This is a genomic window from Qipengyuania nanhaisediminis (assembly GCF_900115585.1).
Classification (GTDB): domain Bacteria; phylum Pseudomonadota; class Alphaproteobacteria; order Sphingomonadales; family Sphingomonadaceae; genus Qipengyuania; species Qipengyuania nanhaisediminis.
Genome location: NZ_FOWZ01000003.1, coordinates 441,321 through 465,295, shown reverse-complemented (window position 1 = coordinate 465,295; position 23,975 = coordinate 441,321). Strand labels below are relative to the sequence as shown.

Sequence of the window (23,975 nt, the reverse complement as noted above, 5' to 3'; positions counted from 1 at the left end):
ATTAGCCCTTGTGCTCTTCGATGTACTTGGTCGCATCGCCGACGGTGGTGATCTTCTCAGCCGCATCGTCGGGGATTTCGACGCCGAACTCTTCTTCGAACGCCATGACCAATTCCACGATGTCGAGGCTGTCTGCACCGAGATCGTCGATGAAGCTGGCTTCCTGCGTCACCTTGTCGGCTTCGACGCCGAGGTGCTCGACAACAATTTTCTGCACGCGGTCGGCAGTTTCGCTCATTTTATTCCCTCTCGAATTCATGGGGGTTAGCAAGTTGGCTTTCGCCCTAATCAACGGCGCGGCGCAGCGCAAGGGCAACTCGTCCGGTTGGTCGAGCCAAAAGTGCATCTGGACCGTTTGCTGGTCATCTATCACTTTGAAAAGGTAACGAAAACATGTCCAGCACCGTATTCAAGAGCCTCACCGACACCACCTATGATTCGGTCGAAGGTTACCGCCAGGCCGGTGAGAAGGCCGATAGCCCGCAGTTGAAGCAGGCACTCCAGCAGCGCTGCCAGAGCCGGGAGCAAACCCTACAGCAGATGAATGCCGAACTGCAGCGCCAGGGTGACGAGCTTGTCACCAAGGGCACGATGACCGGCGAAGCGCACCAGATGTGGCAGAGCATCACGAGCGCGTTCGAGAACGACGACGAAGCCGCCGCAGAGCGCGTCGAGGAAGGCGAAGACTACATCAAGGGCAAATTCGAACAGGCGCTGGAAAGCGACCAGCTCGAAGCGCAGGAACGCGCCATCGTCCAGCAGGCTTACGCGGAGATATGCGAAGGCGAACGCTTCGGCGACATGATCGCGAAGCAGTACGACTAAGTTTGCCTGCTATCGAAAATAGGGGCGCGGAGATCGGTCTCCGCGCCCCTTTTTCTATCAGTCTCCGGCGCGGTCCACGCGGGTTGCCTCGGCGCCCTGCGGCTTGGGCGCATCGACCGTGCGGATATGCACATCGCGCAGCTGGCGCGGACTAACGAGGTTGGGCGCGCCCATCATAAGGTCCTGCGCCTTCTGGTTGAGCGGGAAGGCAATCACTTCACGGATGTTCGGCTCGTCGGCGAGCAGCATCACGATGCGGTCGATCCCGGGCGCCGAGCCACCGTGCGGCGGTGCGCCGAGCTTGAAGGCTTCGATCATGCCGGAGAAGTTCTCGTCGACATCGGCCTGCGTGTAACCGGCGATCTCGAACGCCTTGTACATGATTTCCGGCTTGTGGTTCCGGATCGCGCCCGAGGACAATTCGTAGCCGTTGCAGACGATGTCGTACTGCCACGCCAGGATATCGAGCGGGTCCTTGGTTTCCAGCGCTTCCATCTCGCCCTGCGGCATCGAGAACGGGTTGTGGCTGAAATCGACCTTCTTGAGCTCTTCGTCATACTCGAACATCGGGAAGTCGACGATCCAGCAGAACTTGAAGCAATTTTCCTCGATCAGTTCGAGCACTTTGCCGACGCGCGTACGGGCTGCACCTGCGAGCTTCGCTGCGTCCTTTTCCTTGCCGGCCGCAAAGAACAGGCCGTCGTTTTCACCAAGGCCGAGTTCGGCATAAAGCTTTTCCATGCCTTCCGTGCCGTGGTTCTTGGCGATCGGGCCGCCGAACTCGCCACCCTTGCGGGTGACATAGCCGAGGCCGGCAAAGCCTTCCTTGCGGGCCCAGTCGTTCATTTCGTCGAAGAACTTACGGCTTTTCTCGTGGGTGTTGGGAGCCGGGACCACGCGGACGCGACCGCCGGTGCCGACGATCTTCTCGAACAGGCCGAAACCGCTCTTTTCGAAGTGGTGGGTGACGTCCGAGATGATCAGCGGGTTGCGCAGGTCGGGCTTATCGGTGCCGTACTTCAGCATCGCTTCGGCATAGGGGATGCGCGGGAATTCACCGGCTGGCGTCACGGTCTTACCGCCCGAAAACTCCTCGAACACGCCGGCAAGGACGGGTTCGATCGCCTGGAAGACGTCTTCCTGCGTCACGAAGCTCATTTCGAAGTCGAGCTGGTAGAACTCAGGAGAGCGGTCTGCGCGAAGGTCTTCGTCGCGGAAGCAGGGCGCGATCTGGAAGTAGCGGTCAAAACCGGCGACCATCAGCAGCTGCTTGAACATCTGCGGCGCCTGCGGAAGCGCGTAGAAGCGGCCGGGATGCAGACGGCTGGGCACGAGGTAGTCGCGCGCGCCTTCGGGGCTGGATGCGCCAAGGATCGGCGTCTGGAATTCGCTGAAACCCTGATCGGTCATGTGGCGGCGCAGGCTGGTGATGACCTGGTTGCGCAGCATGATGTTCTTGTGAACGCGCTCGCGGCGCAGGTCGACGAAACGGTACTTGAGGCGTGTTTCTTCCGGATAGTCTTCGGCTTGGTTGACGATCAGCGGCAGGTCTTCCGCGCGGCTCTGGATTTCGATTTCGCGGGCGAAGACCTCGATCTCGCCGGTGGGCAGGTTCTTGTTGACCGCCACTTCGTCGCGCGCCTTCACCGTCCCATCGATAGTGACGACCGATTCCAGCTTGAGCTTTTCGAGCACCGGAAGCGCCTTGCTGTCGCTGTCGGCAACGATCTGCGTGATGCCGTAATGGTCGCGCAGGTCGACGAACAGCACGCCGCCATGGTCGCGCTTGTTGTGCACCCAGCCGGACAGGCGAACGGTGTCGCCGACATTCTCTTTTGTCAGCTGAGCGCAGTTGTGGGTACGATAGGCGTGCATCTGGAAGTCTTTCCAATTTGGGATGTATGGCGCTAAGGGCGCGAGCGTGCGCGCTCCTTTAACAGGAATCGCGCGCGCTAACAGGGCACCGGCGGGTTTTTGTCAAGACTTTGGCAAATGCTTGTGGCGGTGCGGGAGCGGTACTCCGCTCGCAACATGAAAAGACACGATGAAAATACACGACCTGATAACGACCACCGATGCCCTCGCCGACTTGTGCGAGCGCCTGGCAAAAAGCGAATTCGTCACCGTCGACACCGAGTTCATGCGCGAGAACACCTACTGGCCGGAACTGTGCCTGGTGCAGATCGCGAACGAGGAAGAAGCCGCGGCAATCGATCCGCTGGCAGACGGCATCGACCTTGCCCCGCTGTGGGATTTGATGTGCGACAATGAAGACGTGCTCAAGGTCTTCCACGCCGGAGGGCAGGATGTCGAGATCGTCTACAACTTCACCGGCAAGACGCCGCACCCCATCTTCGACACGCAGATCGCAATGATGGCGATCAGCCAGTCCGAACAGATCGGCTATGCCAACCTTGTCGAAAGCTGGCTCGGCTTCACGGTGGACAAGGGCGCCCGCTTTACCGACTGGAGCCGCCGCCCCCTGACCGAAAGGCAGATCGAATATGCGATCGGCGATGTGACCCATCTGTCCAAGATCTTCCCCAAGATCCTCGACAAGCTGGTGCAGACGGGCCGCGGCGCATGGCTAAACGCCGAAATGGACAAGCTGGCCGATCCGGCGAATTACGCTAACGATGCCGATCTTGCCTGGAAGCGCATACGCTCGCCCGGACGCAATCCTTCGGTTCTCGGCCGCCTCAAGGCGCTGGCCGCATGGCGCGAAGGCGAAGCGCAGCACAAGAATATCCCGCGCGGCCGGATCATGCGCGATGAAACGCTGGCCGACATTGCCAGCCATCCGCCCAAGAAGCAGGCCGACCTCACCAAGGTCCGCGGCCTGTCAAACGCCTGGCGCGACAACGATATCGGCAAGCGGCTGATGAAGGTGCTCGACAAGGCGGAGCCGATGCCGAAGAGCGAAATGCCCGACAAGCCGAAGCGCGGCGCGCCGCTCGGCAAGGAAGGCGCACTGGTCGCCGATCTCCTCAAGCTGTTGCTCAAGATCCGCGCGCGCGAAATCGACATCGCCGCTCGCCTGCTGACCCGGGCGGACGAAATGGAAGCGCTGGCCGCAGGCGTTCGCAAGCTCCCGATCCTCGAAGGCTGGCGCTACGAGGTCTTCGGCAAGGATGCGCTCGAGCTGGTCGAAGGCAGGCTCGCCTTCGCGGTGAAGGACGGCAAGCTGCTGATGACTCACATCGACGACATGGGAAGCGAATTGAGCGAAGCGCAGGCGGCAGAGTGAGTACCTACCTCCCCACCCTCAAGCAGCTGCAATATCTCGTAGCCCTGCACGAACATGGCCATTTCGGCCGTGCGGCAGAGGCCAGCTTCGTTTCGCAATCGACCTTGTCGGCGGGCATTCGCGAGCTGGAATCGCTGCTTGGCGTCACCCTAGTCGAGCGGAGCCGCCGCGTGGTGCGCTTTACGGCGCTGGGCAACCAGGTGGTCGAGAAAGCGCATCGCATCCTGCGCGAGGCGGAGGAACTGGCCGATCTCGTCCAGGCTGCCGGGAAGCCGCTGGCGGGGCAATTGCGCATGAGCGTGATCCCCACGATCGCGCCCTTTATGCTGCCGCGTTTCCTGCCCCGGCTGCGCAAGGAAAGGCCCGAGCTCGAGCTGTTCCTGCGCGAAGAGACCAGCCAGGATGCCGTCGAATCGCTCCAGCACGGAAGGGTCGATTGCGTCCTCCTCGCCCTGCCCTTCGCCACGGGTGAAGTGGAACAGGCCCATATTGCCGACGATCCGCTTTATGTCGCATTCCCGAAAGACGACCCGCGCGATCCGCCGGCAACCATTTCCGCCGACATGATCGACGAGGGACGGCTGCTACTGCTGGAAGACGGCCATTGCCTGAAGGAACACGCGCTGGCGGCCTGCAACCGGCCCGAATTGCGCGGAAGTGCGACGATGATCGGCACCAGCCTGCACACGCTGGTACAGATGGTCGACAACGGCCTTGGCCTGACCATGTTGCCGCAGATGGCGGTCGATGCAGGGATTTTGAACGGCACGGACGTCGTCGCGCGCCCGCTCAAGAGCAAGGCGGCAAGCCGCGAGATCGCGCTCATCTGGCGCAAGAATTCCCCGCGCCGGGACGATTTCGAATTGTTGGCGGAAGAATTGCGCGCCGGTTAGGCGGCGAGTGCTTCTTCGTCCTGCTTGACCTTGGACTTAAGATAGCGGTCGGCCTTCTTCACGACGAACATCGGGACGATCACGCTGAGCGCGATGCCTGCAAGCGAGCAGAAGGCGATCCAGATTGCCATCGCCGTACCGCCGGACAGGTACAGTCCGTAAAGCACGGGCGCCGCGAGCACGAGGCCGCGGATCTCGTTGAAGATGATCGCAACAGCGCCGACCTTGAGCAGCGCCGCGAGGAGCATGTGTAGCGTGGCAGTCATGCGAACCGTAGTAATTCTTGTTGGTAAAGAAACCGTTGACCACCCGGCCCGTATCCCCGCCCCGTCGTGAACGCGGTGCGACTGGTCATGTCTCGTACACGCCCCTAAAGGTGGCTGTGCGGCACCGACACGGGATCACGCGAGCCGCATCAGGGGGGTCGAGATCGTCATGCAATTGACCGGGGCACACTACCGGTGAGCAAGGGGGAGAGCGCACAGGTCGGCGTCTATCGCGGCGCTGCGGTGGCCGTCGCGATGACGTGGGTCTTGCGCGCAATCGGCCTCGTATCGGTATTCGTCCTCGCGCGCCTGCTCACCCCGGCCGATTTCGGCGTGGTCGGCCTGGCGATGACGGCTGTCGCGCTTGTCGAGACATTCTCCTACCTCGGCATGAAACAGGCCCTGCTGCGGATGGAGAAGCTGGAGCGGGACTATTACGACACGGCCTGGACCATCCAGATCGTGATGTTCGTCCTGCTCGCCGCGGTCCTGTTCGTCATCGCCGGCCCGGCTGCGGCTTTCTTTGCAGAGCCGCGGGTAGAGCCGGTCATCTACGCGCTGTCGCTCCGCTTCCTCATGCTCGGGGCGATGAATATCGGTATCGTCGAGTTCGAGCGCGATTTCGCCTTTGGCCGCGACTTGAAGATGAAGGGCACGGCACGGATCGTATCGTTCTTCGTGACCGTCGGGTTGGCCCTGTGGCTTCGGTCCTATTGGGCGCTGGTCGCAGGGATGATCGTGCAATCCCTGATCCTCATGGTGCTCTCCTACACGATGCAGCCCTATCGCCCGCGACTGTCGCTGGCGCGCCGGGCAGAGCTGCTCGGCGTCTCCTTGTGGATCTTTGCCGGGGCTGCCGCGCAGGTCTTCTATAGCCAGGTGGAGCGCCTGACCGTGGGCCGCGTGGCCGACACCGGCACGGTTGGTGCATTTTCCGTCAGCAAGGACGTGGCCAATATCCTAACGCAGGAAATCGCGATGGCCCTCAACCGCGTGACATACGTGACGACGGCACGCAACGGTGCATTTACCGAACAGGGGCGCCGCATCGCCCGCTCGCTGGGCGGCTATGCCATGATGGCCGCACCGATGGGGTTGGGCCTAGCGGCGGTGTCGGAACAGTTCATCCGCGTGTTCTTGGGCGAGCAATGGGGTGCCGCCGCCGTGCTGGTCGCGCCTATCGCCGTCGGCACGGCTCTCATCGCCGTGTTCCGCCTGATTGCCTCCTCGCTCCAGGCAGGCGGACACGAACGGGTGTCCGGACTGCTGTGCCTTGGCGCACTGGCCGCGATGGTGATCGCGGTCGTCACGGTCGCCGCAAACGGTGGGTCGCCGCTGGCCATTGCCCAGACCGGCCTTGCCGTAAGCGCAGCGCAATTGCTGCTCGGCCTTGCCATAATCTCGCACCTGTCGCGAGGGAGCGTCTTCGGCGCAATCGTGGCCGTGGCCCGCCCCTTCCTTGCCGCTGCGGCCATGTATGGGCTGGTAATCAGCCTGCCGGAGCTGTCGACCTCTCTGCTGGTCGAGCTGATCTGGCGCGCAGGCGTGGGCGCGGCGAGCTATGCCGCGATGCTCTGGCTGCTGTGGTTTATCTCAGGCCGCCCCGATTCCAGCGAGGCCGAGTTCCTTCGCGTCGCAGGCCGCAACCTGCGGCGGCGCTAGTCCATGTGCTTGAGGCCGACGCGCAGATAGTCCCAGCCGGTAATCAGCGTCAGGATCGCGGCCGCCCACAAGGTCACGAGACCGACCGTGTGCGGGACATTCGCCGCGATATCGCCGATCATCACCGTCCAGCGCGGCAGCCCCTGCCCGAGGATCAGCGAACCAAGCGACATCAGCTGGAAGGTTGTCTTCCACTTGGCGAGCTTGCTCACCGGAACCGACACCTGCAGTCCACCGAGGAATTCGCGCAGGCCCGACACCGCGATCTCGCGCACGAGAATGATCAGTCCGGCAATAACATGCATGTCCCCGACATAGGGCCCCGTCAGCACACCTTGCGCCGCCAGCACGAGGATCACAGATGCGACCATGATCTTGTCGGCAATCGGGTCGAGGAAAATGCCCAGCTTCGAAACTGCCCCGCTGGAACGGGCGAGCATGCCGTCGAAATAATCGGTGATGCCCATCGCGCAGTAGAGCACGAAGGCCGCAAGATAGCCGGTTTCCCAGCCCGGCCGCCACAATAGGAAGGCCAGCAGCGGGATCGCGACGATGCGCGAAAGCGTGAGGATGTTGGGCAGGCTCAACATGACGAATCGCTCTAACGACAAACTGTCCGGCGCAAAAGCGGCACATTTGCCTTGTCCGCGCCTGCGTTAGTCCGCACAAGGGCTGCGGAGCCGAGGTTGTGCCCGGGGGGTCATGCTTACATCTACACATTTGCTGCGCAGCAGGCGTTTCCTGCCGCTATTCGTGACGCAGCTGTTCAACGCGTTCAACGACAACCTCTACAAGACCGCGATGGTGCTCTTCGTGGTCTACCAGATCTACAATTCCGAAGAGGCGGAGGGCCAGTTCAGCGCCATCGCGTCGGGATTGTTCATCCTGCCCTTCTTCATCCTGTCCGCGCTGGCGGGGCAGCTTGCCGACATGCGCGACAAGGCGGCGATCATCCGCAAGGTCAAATTCTGCGAAATAATCCTGATGCTTATCGGGGCGAGCGGGTTGTACCTCGCCTGGAAAGGCTATGACCTGCCGGTCAGCCTGTTCGGCATCGAGACTACCTTGCCGATCGTCCTGATGCTGTTTGCGCTGTTCCTGACCGGCGTACAGTCCACCTTCCTCGGACCGATCAAATACGCAATCCTGCCGCAGCACCTCAAGAAGGACGAGGTGCTCGCTGGCACGGGGCTGGTCGAGGCCGGGACCTATATCGCCATCCTGGCCGGTACGATCCTGGCCGGCTGGATCCCCGTCGAAGTCGCAGCGGTGGGTATCATCCTCACCTCGGTCGTCGCCTATTTCGTCAGCCGCCAGGTGCCCGACGCCCCGCCGCAGGGTGCGCCGGAAAAGCTCGACTGGCACATCCTTCGCGCATCGGTGCAGCTTGTGCGCGAAACCATGCACGCGCGCGAAGTCTATTACGCCATCATCGCGATCAGCTTCTTCTGGACCATCGGCGCGGTGCTGTTCATCCAGTTCCCCCCGCTCGCCAAGAACGTGATCATGGCCAGCAAGGAAGTGGCGAGCCTGTTCCTCGTCATCTTCTCGGTCGGGATCGCCATCGGATCGGTCGCTATCAACGCCCTGCTCAAAGGCGAGGTCTCGGCCCGCTATGCCTCGCAATCGGTGATCGTGATGGGCCTCTTCGTGATCGCTTTCTACAGCGTCGCGAAATTATGGGAGGCTGACCAGCCGACCGAACTGCTCGATGTGGCAGGCTTCCTCGCCTGGCCCATGGCGACCGTGCTGCTGCTGTGCCTGCTCGGCATCGCGATTGCAGGCGGGATGTTCGTCGTGCCGCTCTACGCCTTCCTGACGACGCGCGTGGCTCCCGAAAAAGCCTCCCGCACGATTGCGGCCAACAATATCGTCAATTCAGGGGCGATGGTCTGCGGCTCGCTCCTCGCGATGGGGATGAGCGCGGCCGGGGTCCCGATCGTGGAACAGGTACTCATCAGCGCACTGATGTGCCTGATCTCAGCGTGGTTGGGTCGCAAACTTTTGAAAGCAGAGCGTAGTGCCGCAGCCCTCAATCGGGCCTGACAATCAGGCGATAAAGGCGAGAACCGCTGCGAAGGTCGCGAAATAGACCGTCGCCGCGCCGCGTACATCCGAAGCGGTCAGCCGCCAGTCGATCGGCTGGTCCTGCGGCACGTCGGCGAACATCGCACGGCGCTGGGGCAGACTTGCCCGCAACCAGTGGCGGGCGGCTTCGGTGTTAAGGACTAATGCGCGTCTCATGATGCAGGTCTTAACGCATTTTTAACTCTTCGCGTCCCGCACAATCAACGCTGTAGCAATTCGGGACATTCAGCGTGTTTGCTGAGGATAAGTGGCAAGATTTGCCACCGCGATTGCGCGAAGCAGCCGGCAAGGCTAACCGCCTGATCCATGACCAAGCGCCCCACTCCCGCCGCCGCGAAACTGCTCGTCGATTGCCTGATCGAACAGGGCTGCGACCGAATCTTCACCGTGCCGGGAGAAAGCTTCCTGCAGGTGCTCGACGCGCTCGGCCAGCAGGAGACGATCGAGCTTGTCACCTGTCGTCAGGAAGGCGGGGTTGCGATGATGGCGTGCGCGGACGGTGCCATGACCGGAAGGCCGGGGATCGCCTTCGTCACGCGCGGCCCGGGCGCGACCAATGCCAGCATCGGCATCCACGTCGCCCAGCAGGATTCCCAGCCGATGATCATGTTCGTCGGCGACGTCGATTCCGGCATGCGCGACCGTGAAGGCTTCCAGGAAGTCGACTTCGCGGCCTTCTTCGGACCGGTCGCGAAATGGGCCGCCCGTATCGACAGCGCGGACCGCATCCCGGAGTACGTCGCCCGCGCCTATGCCACGGCCATTTCCGGGCGCCCCGGGCCGGTCGTGCTGGCCCTTCCCGAAGACATGCTGAGCCACGACACTGCGGCGAAGCCCCGCAAACGGGTGGAGCGGCCTGCGCAGGCCCCCTGCCCCGATGCAATGCAGGCGATGATGGCGCTTATCGCCGATGCTGCTTCGCCGGTCGCCATAGTCGGCGGCGCCGGGTGGAACGCAAAGGCGCGCGAGCACTTCCAGCTCTTCGCCGAACGCCTCGGCATTCCCGTCGCCACTGCCTTCCGCCGCCAGGACGCGATCAGCCCGTCGAGCCGCGTCTATGCCGGAGCGCTGGGCTACGGCCCCAATCCCAAGCTGGTCGAGCGCGTGAAGAACGCCGACCTGGTGCTCGCGGTCGGCGCACGGCTCGGCGAGGCAACCACCGACGGCTACACCGTTCCGCCGCTGGAGGATGCCGATCGCACACTGATCCATGTCCATCCCGACCCGGAGGAATTGCACCGCGTCTATCCCACCGATCTCGCCATCTGTGCCGAGATAGACGAGTTCGCGGAAAGCGCCGCCTTGTGGGACGATGGCGACACGATCGATTTCGATGCCGGGGCGCAGGCGAATGCCGAATGGGAAGCCTGGGCGACGGCAACGCCGAACGACTACCCGCTCGATATGGGCGCGTGCGTCCAGTTCATGCGCGACACGCTCCCCGCCGACACGATTATCTGCAACGGCGCGGGTAATTTCGCCGGCTGGTGGCATCGTTACTGGCGCTATGAAGGTTATCCGACGCAGCTCGCACCGACCTGCGGCGCCATGGGCTATGGTGTGCCCGCCTCAGTTGCCGCTTCGCTACGCTTCCCCGAACGCACGGTCGTTGCCGTAGCGGGCGACGGCGATTTCATGATGAACGGGCAGGAAATGGCCACGCTCGTCCAGCACGGCGGCAATCTGATCGTCGTCATCGTCGACAACGGGGCTTATGGCACGATCCGCATGCACCAGGAGCGCGAGTTCCCGGGCGAAGAGCGCATCAGCGGCACTCGCCTCGCCAATCCCGATTTTGCAGCACTGGCGCAGGCCTATGGCGGCTGGTCCGCGCGCGCAGAGACGACCGAGCAGTTCAAGGATGCGCTGGTTGCAGCGGAAGGCCGCACAGGCCTGCGGCTCATTCACTGCGTGATCGATGTCGAACAGTTGGCAGCGAGCGGCGCAACCGTCAGCGGATTGCGCGCCCGCAGCTGATCCCGTGGGTCAGATCCCTGCCATCGAGCAGATCACGGACCATTCGTCGGGCTTGATTTCCGCGACCGACAGGCGCGAGAGGCGTACCAGTTCGCAATCCTCGAGCTTGGGTTCGGCCTTGATCTGCTTCAGCGTAACCGGGCTCGGCAGCTTGGTCTTCGGAACGATTTTCACGGCGGCCCACTTGCCTTCCGGGTCGGTCGGATCGGTGATGCCGGCCACGCTGACTTCGCAAATGCCGACGATCTCCAGCCCTTCGCGCGAGTGGTAGAAGAACGCCTGGTCGCCCACTTCCATCGCAGCGAGATTGTTCTTGGCGCGGTGATTGCGAACGCCGTCCCAGGTGCCTTCCTTCTCGGCGACAAGGTCGTCCCAGCTATATTTGAAGGGTTCCGATTTCATCAGCCAGTAACGGGCCATTCGCAAATTTCTCCTGGTCAGCTTCGATAATTTTCCGGCGGACTAGCGCGCAGGACGTCATTTGGCCAGAAAGCGCGCCGCGACAGCGGGTTCCGGTTAACGGCTTTTTAGACATCGTCCCTTAGGCACGCATGAAACACGAGTGTGTCCGGGGGACCTTTTGGGCAAGAACATCTCAGGATTGCGGCAGGATCAGCCGGAACGTGCGTCGCATGACCTCGCGGGATCGACACGCCACGACCTGGTCACGCAGGGGATCGCCTTCGCCGCGATGATCCTATTCGTCGGCACCGCCGGCGTCGCCCTGCCCAACATCATCAAGACGTGGAGCGGATCGGTCGGTGGTCCCGATGCGGTCCTTACCAATGCCCTCATTCTCAACATTGCGCTCATCCTGCTTGGATGGCGGCGTTACAAGGCGCTGAATGCCGAGCTGGCAGAGCGTCGCCAGTCCGAAGAAGAAGCCCGCCGCCTCGCCGAGATCGACGATCTTACCGGATGCCTCAACCGTCGCAGTTTCGCGGCACGGCTCGCGATCCTCCTCGAACAGGAATGCAATTCCGAGCGGGCACTGGCCGCGATTGCGGTCGACCTCGACAATTTCAAGCAGGTCAACGATCTCAACGGCCATGCGGCAGGCGACGCAGTCCTGCGGACGACCGCGGAAAGGCTCCAACGGGTCCTTCCCGCAGGCGGTGTGCTGGCCCGGATCGGCGGCGACGAGTTCCTGTGCGTGGTGCCTTATCACGCGTCTGCGCCTGACCGGATCGAGCATCTGGCGACGCGGATGGTCGACCGTGTAGCTACCTCGGTAAGCCACGACGATATCGCTCTGGATGTCACAGTTTCGATAGGCATCGCCAGCTCTATCCACCTCGATTCGCTCGACGAAGGATCGAGCGGCGCGCAGGACCTGATGCACAAGGCGGATATCGCCATGTATCACGCCAAGAAGCAGGGCAAGAACCGCTTCTACTGGTTCGAAGCGCCGATGGAAAACGAGCTGCGGTTCCGCAATAAGCTGGAATCGGGCATTCGCGCCGGCATCGCGAACGGCGAATTCGTCCCCTACTACGAACAGCAAATCGACTTAGAGACCGACAAGCTGGTCGGTTTCGAAATGCTCGCGCGCTGGGAATCGCCGGAACTGGGCGTGGTGGGACCGGACATTTTCATTCCGATCGCGGAAGAGATCGGCGTCATCGGCGAACTGTCCGAAAAACTGATCGCGCAGGCTTTCGAAGACGCGAAGCAGTGGGATCACCAACTGACCCTGTCGGTCAACATCTCGCCCGTGCAGATGCGCGATCCGTGGTTCGCCCAGAAGGTGCTGAAGCTACTCGTCAAGCACCGCTTCCCGCCGCACCGCCTGGATATCGAGATTACCGAGACCTGCCTCCATGAAAACATCGGCATGGTGCGTTCGATGATCACGTCCCTGCGCAACCAGGGCGTCCACGTCAGCCTCGACGATTTCGGGACCGGCTATTCCAGCCTTTCGCAGCTGCGCAGCCTCCCCTTCGACCGCCTCAAGATCGACCGGACCTTCATCAGCGAGTTGCGCGCCGACGAGAACAACACGGCCCTGGTCGATGCGATCGTGGCAATGAGCGACGGCCTGAAACTGCCGATTACGGCCGAAGGCATCGAGAACGAGGCGATCCACGAGGTTCTCAAGACCATGGGGCGCATGAAGGGCCAGGGCTACCACTACGGTCGCCCCGAACCCGCAGCGAAGGTGCTTGAGCGGCTGTCGGCACAGGAACTCCTGGCCTCCGAAAGCGATGAGGTCCTCGACCTCGAGGCCGAGCGCAAGAAACGCGACGACAAGGCTGAGAGTGGCAAGCGCGCGGGCTGATACTTTACGATAGCCCCCCGAAGGCATAGATGCGCGCCAAGATGCGCATTCCCTTCATCAAGATGCATGGACTAGGCAATGATTTCGTCGTGCTCGATGCACGCGAAAACGCCGTGCCCGATCTGGAAGAGAATATCGCTCGCGGTATCGCCGACCGGCATACCGGTATCGGTTGCGACCAGCTGATCCTGTTGCAGCCCAGCGAAAATGCAGATTTCCGCATGCGGATTTACAATCATGACGGGAGCGAAGTGGGCGCGTGCGGCAACGCAACACGCGCTGTCGCCATGCTGCATGGCAGTGACGCCACGATCGAGACGGCTGGCGGCATGCTGTCAGCCTCGCCGCGCGACGGCGGCGCCAGCGTCGACATGGGCGCGCCGCGCTTCGACTGGGATGCGATCCCGCTGGCCTATCCCATGGACACGCTGTCCATGCCCGTCGGCTGGGAAATGCTGGAAAATCCCGGGGCGGTGAATGTCGGCAATCCGCATGTGATCTTCTTCGTGGACGATTGCGATGCGGTCCCGCTCGACCGGCTGGGACCGGAGATCGAAAATGACCCGCTGTTCCCCGAAAGAGTGAACGTGAACGTCGCGACCATCGAAGACCGCAGCCGGATCAGGCTGCGCGTATGGGAACGCGGCGCGGGCCTGACCAAGGCGTGCGGTACGGGTGCCTGCGCGACGGCTGTCCATGCCATGCGCCGAAGGCTCGTCGACAGCGAAGTGACCGTTGCCCTGCCCGGAGGCGACCTGCAGATCGCCTGGAGCGAGGGCGAAACCATTCGCATGACCGGCCCTGCCAGCGAAAGCTTCCGCGGTTCTTTCGAATGGGACGACTACGCATGAATGCGCCCACCAAACTGCCTCAGATCGTCTCGCTCGGCTGCCGCCTCAACATTTCCGAAAGCGAGCGGATGCGCACCATGCTGGCGGGCGAGGAGAACCTCGTCGTGGTCAACAGCTGCGCGGTCACCAGCGAGGCAGTGCGACAGACGCGGCAGGCCATCCGCCGCGCGCGCCGCGCCAATCCCGATGCTCGCCTGCTGGTCACCGGATGCGCCGCCGAGATCGAGCGCGACGAGCTGGCCGCCATGCCCGAGGTCGATGGCCTCATCGCCAATGACGCCAAGCTAGACCCGCGCGCATGGAACGTCCCGTCGCAAGCTCCGCCTGTTCTCAAGCGGCGCACGCGCGCCTTCGTGGCCGTGCAGAACGGCTGCGACCACGCCTGCACATTTTGCGTCATCCCGCAGGGCCGGGGTGCCAGCCGTTCGATGTCCGTGGACGAGGTGATCCGCGAGGTTGGCCTCCACGTCGACCAGGGCGCCGCCGAGGTAGTGCTGACCGGCGTCGACGTCACGTCTTGGGGTCACGACCTTCCAGGCAAGCCGCAGTTGGGCGCGATGGTGCGCGCCGTGCTCGACGCATTCCCCACCCTGCCGCGCCTCAGGATGTCGTCGCTCGACGGGATCGAGATCGACGAAGACTTGTTCGAGCTGTTCGCCGGTGAGCAGCGCCTGATGCCGCATCTCCACCTGTCCATGCAGCATGGGCACGATCTCATCCTGAAACGGATGAAGCGCCGCCACAGCCGCGCCGACGCAGTCGACCTGGTGCGCCGACTAAGAGAACAACGGCCCGAGCTCGCCGTGGGCGCCGACCTCATCGCCGGTTTCCCGACCGAGACCGTGGAGCACCACGAGGCCAACCTCTCGATCATTCGCCAGCTTGGCATCGTGCATGGCCACATCTTCCCCTACTCTCCCCGCCCCGGCACCCCTGCCGCGCGCATGCCCCAACTGGACCGCGCGACGATCAAGCAGCGCGCTGCCGAATTGCGCGAGGCGGTGGCGAAGACCCGTGCAGAATGGCTGGCAACGCTCGTCGATAAGCCGCTCAATGTCCTCGCGGAACGCGACGGCACTGGCTATGCGGAAAACTTCGCGCGGGTGGACATGCCCGCCGGTACCGAGCCGGGGCAGATCGTCACGATCACCCCCACCAAATTCGAGGACGACCTCCTGGCATGAGCAAACCCAGCTGGACCGAGCGCCTGTTCGGCGGCTTCAAGAAGACGTCGGAACGCCTGTCCGAAAACCTGACCGAAGTCGTCAGCAAGGCGAAGCTGGACGATGCGACACTCGACGATGTCGAGGATGCGCTCATCATGTCCGACCTCGGCCCGAGCGCTGCTGCGCGCATTCGCGAGAAGCTGCGGGACAAGCGTTTCGGGCTGGAAATCAGCGCGCAGGAACTGAAGGAAGCGGTCGCCGAGGAAATCGCCGCAATCTTGCGTCCGGTCGCAAAGCCGCTCGAAATCACGGCCTTCCCGCGTCCGCAGGTCCTGCTCGTGATCGGGGTGAACGGCAGCGGCAAGACGACCACCATCGCCAAGCTCGCGCACCTTTTCGTCGAGGACGATTACAACGTCATGCTCGCCGCCGGAGACACCTTCCGGGCGGCCGCCATCGGCCAGCTCCAGACCTGGGCGGACCGCGTGGGCGTCCCTATCGTGCGCGGCCCGGAAGGCGGCGATCCCGCCTCGATCGTGTTTGACGCGGTCAAGAAAGGCACCGAGATCGGGACCGACGTGCTGATCGTCGACACAGCCGGTCGCCTGCAGAACAAGCGCGAGCTGATGGACGAATTGGCCAAGATCCGCAAAGTCCTCGGCCGCCTCAATCCCGAAGCGCCGCATGACGTGGTGCTGGTGCTCGATGCGACCAATGGCCAAAATGCCCTGTCCCAGATCGACGTGTTCAAGGAGGTCGCTGGCGTCACCGGCCTTGTCATGACGAAGCTCGACGGAACGGCGCGAGGCGGCGTGCTGGTGCAGGCAGCGGAGCAATACGGCCTGCCGATCCACGCGATCGGGGTCGGCGAGAAGATCGACGATTTGCGCCCTTTCGACCCCGACCTCGTGGCGCGTGTGATTGCGGGGATTGCCTGATGAGCGAAGCGAAACCCAAACAAAGGACCGGCTGGCTGCATACGCTAGTCGATTACGGCCCGCTGCTGGTCTTCCTCGGTGTCTACAAGCTCTACGAACCGCCCGAAACGTCGACCTTCGGCGAGATTGCAGCAGTGATATACGGCACGATCGCCTTCATGGTCGCCGCTGTCGTCGCCCTCGCCTTCAGCAAGTGGAAGTTCGGGAAGGTCAGCCCGATGCTGATCCTGTCGACGACGCTGATCGTCGGTTTCGGCGCATTGACAATCTGGCTGCAGGACGAGCGCTTCATCCAGTTCAAGCCGACGGCGATCTACCTGCTGTTCGGTGTGGTCCTGATCATCGGCTGGCTGCGTAACCGGGCGTGGCTCCAGGTCCTGCTCGAAGCCGCTTTCGAGGGCGTCACCCACGAAGGCTGGCTCAAGCTGTCGCGCAATTGGGGCTTCTTCTTCTTCGCGCTGGCGGGCCTCAACGAGGTGCTGGTGCGCACGATGAGCTTCGAGGGCTGGCTCTGGGCGAAGCTGTGGGTGTTCCTGCCGCTGACCTTCCTGTTCACCTTCACGCAGATTCCCATGCTGCTGCGCCACGGTCTCTCGTTCGAGGATACCGACGACGTCATGCAGGACGAACCGCCCACCGGGTGATCGGGGAAACGCTTTCCTACTGCGGGCGCCCTGCGGCAGGGATGCCCAATGGCATCACCGACCCATCCAGAAGTAGCGACGCAGCGACCTGTCACCCAGTCGGGCGCGAGAATTTCCCTTCCAATTCAATGCGGTAACGCCAAATCCGGAAGTTGACAGGGTGTCGCTTTTGTCACCCCGATCCCTTACACCTGGATCAAATCTCGACCTGGCTGCCAAGCTCGACCACGCGGTTGGTCGGCAGCCTGAAGAAGTCCATCGCGGTCGCCGCATTCCTCAGCATCCAGGCGAAGATCTTCTCGCGCCAGATCGGCATGCCCGGTTTCTCGCTGGGCAAGAGCGTCTGGCGCGACAGGAAGAAGCTTGTGTGCATCATGTCGAACTCGCCGCCGCACCGGCCCATTTCCTTTAGGCCCTGGGGCACGTCGGTTTCCTGCATGAATCCATAATGCAGGACGGCACGGTAGAAACCGTCGCCGAGATCGACCATCTCGCAACGTTCGCTGGCGTCGACATAGGGCGTGTCGTCGATCAGCACCGTCAGGATCACCACCCGCTCGTGCAGCACCTTGTTGTGCTTGATGTTGTGCAGCAGCGCGGAAGGAACGCCAGCCGTCTGGCTGGCCATGAAGATCGCAGTGCCGGGCACGCGGGTAGCACTGTTCTTGGCGCTCTTGGCAAAGATTTCGATGGGCAGGGCCGTCTCGCTCATCCGCTCCCGCATCAGCTTGCGTCCGCGCGACCAGGTGGTGAGCAGCGTGAAGGCGACGAGACCGACGACCAGCGGGAACCAGCCGCCATCCGGGATCTTGACGAGATTGGCCGCGAAGTAGGCGCCGTCGACGATCAAGAAGAAGGTCACCACGGGCAGAGCGTACCACCACTTCCATTTCCACACGCCGACGAACAGCACGCCCATCAGCAGCGTATCGATGGTCACGGCACCCGTCACCGCAATCCCGTAGGCGCTGGCGAGGTTGGACGAGTTCTGGAAGGTAAGGACGAGGATGATGACCGCCACCATCAGCGCCCAGTTGATGACCGGGATATAGATCTGGCCTGCCTCGGTCTCGCTGGTGTGGCGGATCGACATGCGCGGCATGAAGCCCAGCTGCATGGCCTGGTGGGTAATCGAGAACGCACCGGAGATCACCGCCTGGCTGGCAATGAATGTCGCCATCGTGGCCAGGATCACGAGCGGAAGGCGGTATTCCTCGCTCGCCAGCAGGAAGAAGGGGTTTGCGGCAGCAATCGCCGCCTGCTCCGGCGGGAGCCCCGCAATCATCGCGCCCTGTCCGAAATAGTTCAGCAGGAGGCACGGCATCACGAAGCCGAACCAGCTCAGGCGCATCGGTCCGCGGCCGAAGTGGCCCATGTCCGAATAAAGCGCTTCGGAACCGGTCACCGCGAGCACGACCGCGCCAAGCGCGAGGAATGCCACCACACCGTCGGTGACGAAGAACATGAAGGCGTAATAGGGGTTCAAGGCCCACAGGATGTCGGGATTCTGCCAGATCTGGTTGAGACCCAGCCCGGCAATTGTCACGAAATAGACGATCATGACCGGCGCAAAGAGTGCGCCAACCTTCGCAGTCCCGCGGCTTTGCAACAGGAACAGGCAGACCAAGAGGACAAGGGCGATCGGTATGACCAGCGGGTCCAGGCGGTGATCGACCACCGTCAGGCCCTCGACCGCGGAAAGGACGGAAATCGCCGGGGTAATCATGGAGTCGCCGTAGAAGAGCGACGTCGCGAATACCCCCAGCAGGACTACCAGCCAGCCCCATCGCGACTTGCCGATATGGCGGCTGAGCAGCGCAACGAGGGCGAGGCTGCCGCCCTGCCCCTTGTTGTCCGCCCGCATGAGAATGGTGACATACTGGATCGCGACGACGATCAGCATGGACCAGAAAATCAGGCTGACGACGCCCAGGACGTGCATCCGGTCGATGGCGATATTGGCGGCACCGGTGAAGGTTTCGCGGAATGCGTAAAGCGGGCTCGTGCCGATATCGCCGAAGACGATACCGATAGCGCCGACCGCCAACGCGGTCTTCGATGCACCGTGGCCGTGGCCATGCGCCTGGCCGGGGCCTTCACGACGCGCACCATCGACCGCAGCCGTATCGACTGGAGCTGTGTTATCGGTGCTCAAAGGTGGGTTTCCGGCCGCATAATGTCATTCGCCTATCCGCGAAGTGTCTGTGTCCTTCGCAAGGTCGCGGCGCTTAGCACCGCCCCGCCATGCTCGCAATGGCTCAGACAAAGGTGTTACCGATCGGGATCGGCAGGCCTTGCTGCCATTTCGAGCAGCGCATCGAGGCGAGCGAGCCTCATCTCAAGGTCTTCGCGCCACTCGGCATCCTCGGGCGCTGCTTCCAGCGCCTCCACCCAAAGTTCGCGTGTCCGGGCAGGTTCGCCGCCGCGAAGCCAGGAAAGGCCGAGGAAATAGCGCGCTCCGCCGTTCTCCGGTTGCAGCTCTGCGGCGCGTTCGAATGCGTTGATCGCCGCAGGCGTCAGATTGCCTTCGGCGTGCTCAACCAGCGCAATGCCCGTTGCCAGCCAAGCCTCTGTATCGGAAGGGTTTTCACTGATCGCATTCGCATAGAGACCGGTGGCCTGCGCATAGTCTCCGCGGCGCGCGAAGCCGTCGCCGGTCATGATCCACCTGCTGGGCAATTGGCCCTCGCCGAAAAATTCGCGGCGGGCAGAGACCAGGAGTTCGCCACTCTGTGCCTCTGAACCGGCGGCAGCCTTGGGCGCGCTTCCCTGACCGGGCGAGCCCTGCATGGCATATCCCGCCAGGCCGAAAATCAGCGTCGCCCCGAGCAATGTCCACAAGCTGCGCGGCAGGCGCAGGAAAGCGATGGCGGCCACGAAAGCAACAAGCGCGAGGAAGATGATCGGCAACCAGGTCATACCTTGCCCTTACCGAATCGGCGCCAAAGGACTGCGGCAATGGTCAGGAGGAAGACTATCGGCAGAACGAATAGCGGCCATGTCCGCGCACTCACGACGGGGGCATAGCTGACGTAATCGCCATAGCGTTGCATGAGCCACGCGCGGACATCTTCCGGCTGCTCGCCTGCCGCGATGCGAATTCGGACCTGGTGACGCATGTCGCCGGCCATCGGCGCATCGCTGTCCGCGATCGATTGGCTCTGGCACTTGAGGCAGCGCAGTGTTTCCATCAACTCCTGCGCCGCAGCTTCCTGCGCGGGATCGTCCAGTTGGCGATAGGCGTATGGGGCAGGCGGCGCGCTGCCCTGCGCCAGCGCCGGAGCGGCGATTACCGCCAAGAGGAAAGCCGCAAGCAGTCTCACGCGCCGGCTTCCCTCAGCTTCTCGAGCAGGACGGGCACATCGTCCGCGCGAATGTCGCCGATATGCTGGTAGGTAATTACGCCGTTGCCATCGATGACGAAGGTTTCGGGCACGCCGGAAGAGCCGATACCCAGCTGCACTTCCGAAAGGTCGTCACGTCCGATGCGGGTGTAAGGATTGCCGTGCCGTGCAAGGAACTGCGCCACGTCTTCGGGATCATCGCGGATCGCGATGCCGACAATCTCGGCGCCCTGTTCCTTCAAGGCTTCGAGCTGCGGGGCCTCGGCGATGCAGGGCAGGCACCAGCTCGCCCAGATATTGAGAAGACGCGGCTTACCATCCCTGAGGTCTGCCGTGGTGACGCCGGGGTTTTCGGAATGCGCAGGCGGCAGCTCGAAATACGGCAGTTCCTGCCCGATCATGCCGCTGGTGACGACGTCGTCCTTCGGCTGCGTCAGTTGGTAGGCCGCGACGCCGAGGAATAGCGCGAAGAGCATCAGAGGAAGCCAGACACGCCAGTTCATCGCAATTCCTCCATATCGGCGCGGCGCACCTCGATCTTCCGGCGGATCGAGCGGCGCTTCAGATCGCGGCGGACGCGGCCGATGATCGCGAGCACCCCGCCCAGCGCCATCAGCACTCCGCCGTACCAGATCAGCGTCACGAACGGCTTCCACCACAGGCGCAATTGCCACCTCCCGTCATCGGCCTCGCTACCCATCACGGCGTAAAGCTGGCCATTCCAACGAGTGAGGAGGACGCTTTCCGTGGTCTGTTGCGGCGGAGCCCAGAAATTGCGGGACTGGGGCGCAATCTCGCTGGGTTCACCGCCTTTGTAACTGGCAAGCATACGGCCTTCGATCGCGGTCCAGTTTGGTCCGGCAACCGGTTCGATACCATCCAGCGTCACTTCCCAAGGTCCGACCTGGGTAGACTGCCCGACTTCCAGGGCGGCCAGTTTCTCGTTCGAAAACGCACTTTCGCTGGCCATTCCGAAGAGGGCGACGGCTATGCCGAAGTGGGCCATCACCATCCCCCAGACCGAGACCGGGAGGCGTCGAAGATTGCGTCCCCTGAGCGGAAGGAAGCTCGCCACGCCCAGCGCTATTGCCAGCGCCAGTCCCAAGAGCGGGAGGATCGCAACGCCTTCGAACAGGGCGAAGAAAATCAGTCCGGCGACGATGATCGCGGCGATAAGAGCCAACTCCTTGGAGATGCGCCCGAAGCTATCGCGCCGCCACCGCAGCAGTGGACCCACCGCCATCACCGCCAGCATCGGCAGGGCGAAGATCGCCGATACCGGATTGAAATATGGCGGGCCGACAGACACGCGCACATCGAAGGCCTCGGTCAGCAACGGATAGAGCGTACCCAGAAGGACCACGGCCAGAATGGCGCTCAGCATGACATTGTTGAACACCAGCGCCCCCTCGCGGCTGGCCACGCTAAAGCGTTCCCCCTCGCTGATAGAGTTGGCACGCAGCGCGAAGAGGAGGAGCGCTCCGCCGATATAGATGGCGAGCAGAGCGAGGATGAAGCTGCCACGTTCGGGATCGACGGCGAAGGCGTGCACACTGGTCAGGACGCCCGATCGCACAAGGAAAGTCCCGAGCATGCTCATGGAGAAGGCGATCACGCCCAGCATGATGGTCCAGACCCGCAAGGCATCGCGGCTCGCAAGGACACTGACGGAATGGAGGAGCGCAGTCGCTGCCAGCCAGGGCATCAGGGACGCATTCTCGACCGGGTCCCAGAACCACCAGCCGCCCCAGCCGAGCTCGTAATAGGCCCAATAGCTACCCGCCGTAATGCCGAGCGTAAGGAGCACCCAAGCGCCGAGTACCCAGGGACGCATGGCGCGGGCGAAATCGGGCGTGACGGCTCGGGTCAGCATGGCGCCGACGGCAAAGCTGAAAGCTACCGACAGCCCGACATAGCCGAAATAGAGCGTCGGCGGATGGAAGGCGAGGCCGATGTCCTGGAGCAGCGGATTAAGCCCCTGCCCTTCAGCCGCAGGGATCGGCAGACGCTCGAACGGGTTCGAGCTGAGCAACAGGAAAGCATAGAAACCCAGCGCGACAAAACCTTGTGCCGCCAATGTTGCCTGCATGGTGCGTTCCGGAAGGCGTCGTTCGACCGCGGCAATCAATGCGCCAGCCAGCGCCATGACCGTCACCCACAGGAGCATCGAGCCTTCGTGATTGCCCCATGCGCCCGAGAGCTTGAAGATCATCGGCTTCATCGAGTGGGAATTTGCGGCCACCAGTTTGACCGAAAGATCCGTTATCGCAAACACCCAGAGCAAAGCCGCGAAGGCGAATGCCGCAAGTGCCCCCTGGAGGATCGCCGCGGGGCGCGAGAGAATTGCGATGCCCTCACGTTCTCCATCACGGATACCGAGTGCGCCTGCCACCAGTTGCAGGACGGCCAAAGCCGCCGCCATCCATAGCGCAGCATGACCGAGCTCTGCGATCATTCGAGGCCCACCGTGGTCTCTTCGGCCATCTCGGCTGCCTGGTGTTCGCTCATGCCTTCCAGTTCGCGCGGCACGTAATTCTCATCGTGCTTGGCGAGCAGATTATCCGCGACGAAGGTACCGCTTGCATCGAGGCGGCCTTCGGCCACTACGCCCGATCCTTCGACGAAGAGGTCGGGAAGGATGCCGGCAAACCGCACGGGAATGCGGGAATTTTCACGACCGGTGACGGCAAAGGTGACGGTGATGCCGTCGGCCTGCTTCTCGAGTGAACCGGGCTCGACCATCCCGCCAAGTCGCACGGCCTGTCCGGGCTCGGGAGGATTTGCCGCCATTTGCTCGGGCAGGTAGAAGTAGCTGGCCTGGTTGCGCAGAGCATAGCTTGCCAACAGTCCGGCGCCGATCAGAGCGATCAGAGCGAGGACGATGAGGATCAGCCTTTGGTGTTTCGCCTTCATCGCGCTTTCCTCGTGGCGGAACGCACGTTCTCGCGGCGTTTTTCCGCGCGCTTCATCGCAATCCAGCTCCAGGCAATCATGCTCAGCGTCCCGATGACCGCCACGACATAGGCCGCGAGCACGAAATCCCACTGGTCGAGGGCCTCACGCATTACAGTCCGCCTCCAGCGCGCGCCGCCGCAAGCGGGCTTCGGCTTGGATATCGGCGAGGAGAGCACGCATCCGTGCAAGCACCACCCCGCCGAAAATCAGCGAGAAACCGAGTACCGCCAGAAGCAGCGGCTGCAGGAAAACAGCGTCGATCGCGCTTTTGCCCATGGTGATGCTGGGCGGCTGGTGGAGCGAATTCCACCACACGACGCTGCGATTGATGATCGGGATGTTGACCGCGCCAAGCAGGCCGAAAATCGCCGGAATGCGCGCGGATACGCCCTCGCGGTCGGAAGCTTGGGCCAACGCGATGTAAGCGAGATACAGGAACGCCAGCACAAGCATGCTGGTTAACCGTCCGTCCCACACCCACCACGTGCCCCAGGTCGGCCGCCCCCAGATAGAGCCGGTCGCGAGACAGATGATGGTGAACACGAGACCCGGCACCGCTGCCGCTCGCGCTGCTATGGCGGCCAGCGGATGGCGCCATACCAGGAAGACGAGGCTGGAAATCGCAATCGCGCTCCACCCGCCCATGCCAAGCCAGGCCGTGGGCACATGGATGAAGAGAATGCGGACGGTCTCTCCCATCAGCCGGTCCGGAGGAACCGAGGTGACACCCCAGAACAACGCGACTGCCGTCACGATGAGGCCACTCACGAGCAACAGCGGCGTCAGCCACTGCGCAAGGGAAAGGAACCGTTTGGGATTGGCGAAGCCGTGCATGATCGAA

The 23,975-nt window shown here is 62.8% G+C and carries 25 protein-coding genes; 11 read left to right on the top strand and 14 right to left on the bottom strand.

The genetic code is table 11. The annotated features are described in order from the left end of the window. Nucleotide 1: 1 nt before the first annotated feature. Nucleotides 2-238, bottom strand: coding sequence for an acyl carrier protein (locus BM173_RS11125; protein WP_090481488.1), 237 nt, complete (start codon nucleotides 236-238; stop codon nucleotides 2-4). Between the two features lie 155 nt (nucleotides 239-393). Here BM173_RS11125 and BM173_RS11120 point away from each other — a divergent pair, with 155 nt between their 5' ends. Beyond that, on the top strand, nucleotides 394-825 hold the full coding sequence (locus BM173_RS11120) for a ferritin-like domain-containing protein (RefSeq protein WP_090481484.1): 432 nt from the start codon (nucleotides 394-396) through the stop codon (nucleotides 823-825). Between the two features lie 57 nt (nucleotides 826-882). Here the strand turns inward: BM173_RS11120 and aspS are convergent, their stop codons facing one another. Next, nucleotides 883-2,700 carry an aspartate--tRNA ligase gene (aspS, locus tag BM173_RS11115; protein ID WP_090481480.1) on the bottom strand — a complete coding sequence of 606 codons (1,818 nt, stop codon included), beginning with the start codon at nucleotides 2,698-2,700 and terminating at the stop codon, nucleotides 883-885. Between the two features lie 169 nt (nucleotides 2,701-2,869). On the opposite strand from aspS, the gene rnd reads away from it, so the two are divergent. Together rnd and BM173_RS11105 are read left to right on the top strand one after the other, a co-directional pair. Further along, nucleotides 2,870-4,072, top strand: coding sequence for a ribonuclease D (gene rnd / locus BM173_RS11110; protein WP_090481477.1), 1,203 nt, complete (start codon nucleotides 2,870-2,872; stop codon nucleotides 4,070-4,072). Then, nucleotides 4,069-4,965 (top strand): hydrogen peroxide-inducible genes activator, encoded by an 897-nt coding sequence (locus BM173_RS11105; protein ID WP_090481474.1) that lies wholly within the window; start codon nucleotides 4,069-4,071, stop codon nucleotides 4,963-4,965. The genes rnd and BM173_RS11105 overlap by 4 nt, the downstream gene beginning before the upstream one ends. Here BM173_RS11105 and BM173_RS11100 read toward each other — a convergent pair. Next, on the bottom strand, nucleotides 4,962-5,231 hold the full coding sequence (locus tag BM173_RS11100) for a hypothetical protein (protein ID WP_090481469.1): 270 nt from the start codon (nucleotides 5,229-5,231) through the stop codon (nucleotides 4,962-4,964). The genes BM173_RS11105 and BM173_RS11100 overlap by 4 nt on opposite strands. A gap of 195 nt (nucleotides 5,232-5,426) precedes the next feature. Here BM173_RS11100 and BM173_RS11095 point away from each other — a divergent pair, with 195 nt between their 5' ends. Next, nucleotides 5,427-6,893 (top strand): oligosaccharide flippase family protein, encoded by a 1,467-nt coding sequence (locus BM173_RS11095; protein ID WP_090481466.1) that lies wholly within the window; start codon nucleotides 5,427-5,429, stop codon nucleotides 6,891-6,893. Here the strand turns inward: BM173_RS11095 and pgsA are convergent. Further along, nucleotides 6,890-7,483, bottom strand: coding sequence for a CDP-diacylglycerol--glycerol-3-phosphate 3-phosphatidyltransferase (gene pgsA / locus BM173_RS11090; RefSeq protein ID WP_090481463.1), 594 nt, complete (start codon nucleotides 7,481-7,483; stop codon nucleotides 6,890-6,892). The genes BM173_RS11095 and pgsA overlap by 4 nt on opposite strands. 112 nt (nucleotides 7,484-7,595) lie before the next feature. Between pgsA and BM173_RS11085 the strand changes: the two genes are divergently transcribed. Then, the gene (locus BM173_RS11085; RefSeq protein ID WP_090481460.1) at nucleotides 7,596-8,939 is read left to right on the top strand and encodes an MFS transporter; all 1,344 of its coding nucleotides are present in this window, start codon (nucleotides 7,596-7,598) and stop codon (nucleotides 8,937-8,939) included. A gap of 3 nt (nucleotides 8,940-8,942) precedes the next feature. Here BM173_RS11085 and BM173_RS14460 read toward each other — a convergent pair whose 3' ends face one another. Then, nucleotides 8,943-9,137 carry a hypothetical protein gene (locus BM173_RS14460; protein ID WP_143089629.1) on the bottom strand — a complete coding sequence of 65 codons (195 nt, stop codon included), beginning with the start codon at nucleotides 9,135-9,137 and terminating at the stop codon, nucleotides 8,943-8,945. A gap of 150 nt (nucleotides 9,138-9,287) precedes the next feature. Between BM173_RS14460 and BM173_RS11080 the strand changes: the two genes are divergently transcribed. After that, nucleotides 9,288-10,958, top strand: coding sequence for a thiamine pyrophosphate-binding protein (locus tag BM173_RS11080; RefSeq protein ID WP_090481457.1), 1,671 nt, complete (start codon nucleotides 9,288-9,290; stop codon nucleotides 10,956-10,958). Nucleotides 10,959-10,967: 9 nt separating this feature from the next. Here BM173_RS11080 and BM173_RS11075 read toward each other — a convergent pair whose 3' ends face one another. Then, nucleotides 10,968-11,378 carry an EVE domain-containing protein gene (locus BM173_RS11075; protein ID WP_090481453.1) on the bottom strand — a complete coding sequence of 137 codons (411 nt, stop codon included), beginning with the start codon at nucleotides 11,376-11,378 and terminating at the stop codon, nucleotides 10,968-10,970. A 160-nt stretch (nucleotides 11,379-11,538) separates the two neighbouring features. Between BM173_RS11075 and BM173_RS11070 the strand changes: the two genes are divergently transcribed. Genes BM173_RS11070 through BM173_RS11050 form a run of 5 tightly spaced genes read left to right on the top strand, consistent with a single transcriptional unit; the run spans nucleotide 11,539 to nucleotide 16,835 of the window. Next, entirely contained in the window at nucleotides 11,539-13,236 is a 1,698-nt protein-coding gene (locus BM173_RS11070) for a putative bifunctional diguanylate cyclase/phosphodiesterase (RefSeq protein WP_245755863.1), read from the top strand. Between the two features lie 41 nt (nucleotides 13,237-13,277). Further along, complete coding sequence (gene dapF / locus BM173_RS11065; RefSeq protein ID WP_090481650.1) at nucleotides 13,278-14,087, top strand: diaminopimelate epimerase; 810 nt, start codon at nucleotides 13,278-13,280, stop codon at nucleotides 14,085-14,087. Continuing rightward, nucleotides 14,084-15,271: a MiaB/RimO family radical SAM methylthiotransferase gene (locus BM173_RS11060; protein ID WP_090481448.1), complete on the top strand. Its 1,188-nt coding sequence runs from the start codon at nucleotides 14,084-14,086 to the stop codon at nucleotides 15,269-15,271. The genes dapF and BM173_RS11060 overlap by 4 nt, the downstream gene beginning before the upstream one ends. After that, nucleotides 15,268-16,191 carry a signal recognition particle-docking protein FtsY gene (gene ftsY / locus BM173_RS11055; RefSeq protein WP_090481444.1) on the top strand — a complete coding sequence of 308 codons (924 nt, stop codon included), beginning with the start codon at nucleotides 15,268-15,270 and terminating at the stop codon, nucleotides 16,189-16,191. The genes BM173_RS11060 and ftsY overlap by 4 nt, the downstream gene beginning before the upstream one ends. Then, nucleotides 16,191-16,835 (top strand): inner membrane-spanning protein YciB, encoded by a 645-nt coding sequence (locus BM173_RS11050; RefSeq protein ID WP_090481441.1) that lies wholly within the window; start codon nucleotides 16,191-16,193, stop codon nucleotides 16,833-16,835. The genes ftsY and BM173_RS11050 overlap by 1 nt, the downstream gene beginning before the upstream one ends. A gap of 196 nt (nucleotides 16,836-17,031) precedes the next feature. Here the strand turns inward: BM173_RS11050 and BM173_RS11045 are convergent, their stop codons facing one another. From BM173_RS11045 to ccmC, 8 genes are all read right to left on the bottom strand, one after another. Further along, nucleotides 17,032-18,990, bottom strand: coding sequence for a potassium transporter Kup (locus BM173_RS11045; RefSeq protein ID WP_090481438.1), 1,959 nt, complete (start codon nucleotides 18,988-18,990; stop codon nucleotides 17,032-17,034). A gap of 116 nt (nucleotides 18,991-19,106) precedes the next feature. After that, nucleotides 19,107-19,754, bottom strand: a complete 648-nt coding sequence (locus BM173_RS11040; protein WP_090481435.1) for a tetratricopeptide repeat protein — start codon at nucleotides 19,752-19,754, stop codon at nucleotides 19,107-19,109. Continuing rightward, the gene (locus BM173_RS11035; protein ID WP_090481432.1) at nucleotides 19,751-20,158 is read right to left on the bottom strand and encodes a cytochrome c-type biogenesis protein; all 408 of its coding nucleotides are present in this window, start codon (nucleotides 20,156-20,158) and stop codon (nucleotides 19,751-19,753) included. The genes BM173_RS11040 and BM173_RS11035 overlap by 4 nt, the downstream gene beginning before the upstream one ends. Beyond that, nucleotides 20,155-20,682, bottom strand: a complete 528-nt coding sequence (locus tag BM173_RS11030) for a DsbE family thiol:disulfide interchange protein (protein WP_090481430.1) — start codon at nucleotides 20,680-20,682, stop codon at nucleotides 20,155-20,157. Before BM173_RS11030 ends, BM173_RS11035 begins: the two co-directional genes overlap by 4 nt. Then, a complete protein-coding gene (locus tag BM173_RS11025) occupies nucleotides 20,679-22,634 on the bottom strand; it encodes a heme lyase CcmF/NrfE family subunit (RefSeq protein WP_090481427.1) in 1,956 nt (651 codons plus the stop codon). The genes BM173_RS11030 and BM173_RS11025 overlap by 4 nt, the downstream gene beginning before the upstream one ends. Then, nucleotides 22,631-23,092, bottom strand: coding sequence for a cytochrome c maturation protein CcmE (ccmE, locus tag BM173_RS11020; protein ID WP_090481424.1), 462 nt, complete (start codon nucleotides 23,090-23,092; stop codon nucleotides 22,631-22,633). The genes BM173_RS11025 and ccmE overlap by 4 nt, the downstream gene beginning before the upstream one ends. Next, nucleotides 23,089-23,244 (bottom strand): hypothetical protein, encoded by a 156-nt coding sequence (locus BM173_RS14605; protein WP_177201876.1) that lies wholly within the window; start codon nucleotides 23,242-23,244, stop codon nucleotides 23,089-23,091. The genes ccmE and BM173_RS14605 overlap by 4 nt, the downstream gene beginning before the upstream one ends. Continuing rightward, nucleotides 23,237-23,968, bottom strand: a complete 732-nt coding sequence (gene ccmC / locus BM173_RS11015) for a heme ABC transporter permease CcmC (RefSeq protein ID WP_090481422.1) — start codon at nucleotides 23,966-23,968, stop codon at nucleotides 23,237-23,239. The genes BM173_RS14605 and ccmC overlap by 8 nt, the downstream gene beginning before the upstream one ends. Nucleotides 23,969-23,975 lie beyond the last annotated feature (7 nt).

Coding starts and splice junctions, on each gene's coding strand:
- aspS (WP_090481480.1), bottom strand. CDS start 2,700: ATGCACGCCTATCGTACCCACAACTGCGCTCAGCTGACAAAAGAGAAT.
- BM173_RS14460 (WP_143089629.1), bottom strand. CDS start 9,137: ATGAGACGCGCATTAGTCCTTAACACCGAAGCCGCCCGCCACTGGTTG.
- pgsA (WP_090481463.1), bottom strand. CDS start 7,483: ATGTTGAGCCTGCCCAACATCCTCACGCTTTCGCGCATCGTCGCGATC.
- BM173_RS11050 (WP_090481441.1), top strand. CDS start 16,191: ATGAGCGAAGCGAAACCCAAACAAAGGACCGGCTGGCTGCATACGCTA.
- BM173_RS14605 (WP_177201876.1), bottom strand. CDS start 23,244: ATGCGTGAGGCCCTCGACCAGTGGGATTTCGTGCTCGCGGCCTATGTC.
- ftsY (WP_090481444.1), top strand. CDS start 15,268: ATGAGCAAACCCAGCTGGACCGAGCGCCTGTTCGGCGGCTTCAAGAAG.
- BM173_RS11060 (WP_090481448.1), top strand. CDS start 14,084: ATGAATGCGCCCACCAAACTGCCTCAGATCGTCTCGCTCGGCTGCCGC.
- BM173_RS11100 (WP_090481469.1), bottom strand. CDS start 5,231: ATGACTGCCACGCTACACATGCTCCTCGCGGCGCTGCTCAAGGTCGGC.
- BM173_RS11030 (WP_090481430.1), bottom strand. CDS start 20,682: ATGAACTGGCGTGTCTGGCTTCCTCTGATGCTCTTCGCGCTATTCCTC.
- ccmC (WP_090481422.1), bottom strand. CDS start 23,968: ATGCACGGCTTCGCCAATCCCAAACGGTTCCTTTCCCTTGCGCAGTGG.
- BM173_RS11040 (WP_090481435.1), bottom strand. CDS start 19,754: ATGACCTGGTTGCCGATCATCTTCCTCGCGCTTGTTGCTTTCGTGGCC.
- ccmE (WP_090481424.1), bottom strand. CDS start 23,092: ATGAAGGCGAAACACCAAAGGCTGATCCTCATCGTCCTCGCTCTGATC.
- rnd (WP_090481477.1), top strand. CDS start 2,870: ATGAAAATACACGACCTGATAACGACCACCGATGCCCTCGCCGACTTG.
- BM173_RS11080 (WP_090481457.1), top strand. CDS start 9,288: ATGACCAAGCGCCCCACTCCCGCCGCCGCGAAACTGCTCGTCGATTGC.
- dapF (WP_090481650.1), top strand. CDS start 13,278: ATGCGCATTCCCTTCATCAAGATGCATGGACTAGGCAATGATTTCGTC.
- BM173_RS11120 (WP_090481484.1), top strand. CDS start 394: ATGTCCAGCACCGTATTCAAGAGCCTCACCGACACCACCTATGATTCG.
- BM173_RS11085 (WP_090481460.1), top strand. CDS start 7,596: ATGCTTACATCTACACATTTGCTGCGCAGCAGGCGTTTCCTGCCGCTA.
- BM173_RS11075 (WP_090481453.1), bottom strand. CDS start 11,378: ATGGCCCGTTACTGGCTGATGAAATCGGAACCCTTCAAATATAGCTGG.
- BM173_RS11025 (WP_090481427.1), bottom strand. CDS start 22,634: ATGATCGCAGAGCTCGGTCATGCTGCGCTATGGATGGCGGCGGCTTTG.
- BM173_RS11125 (WP_090481488.1), bottom strand. CDS start 238: ATGAGCGAAACTGCCGACCGCGTGCAGAAAATTGTTGTCGAGCACCTC.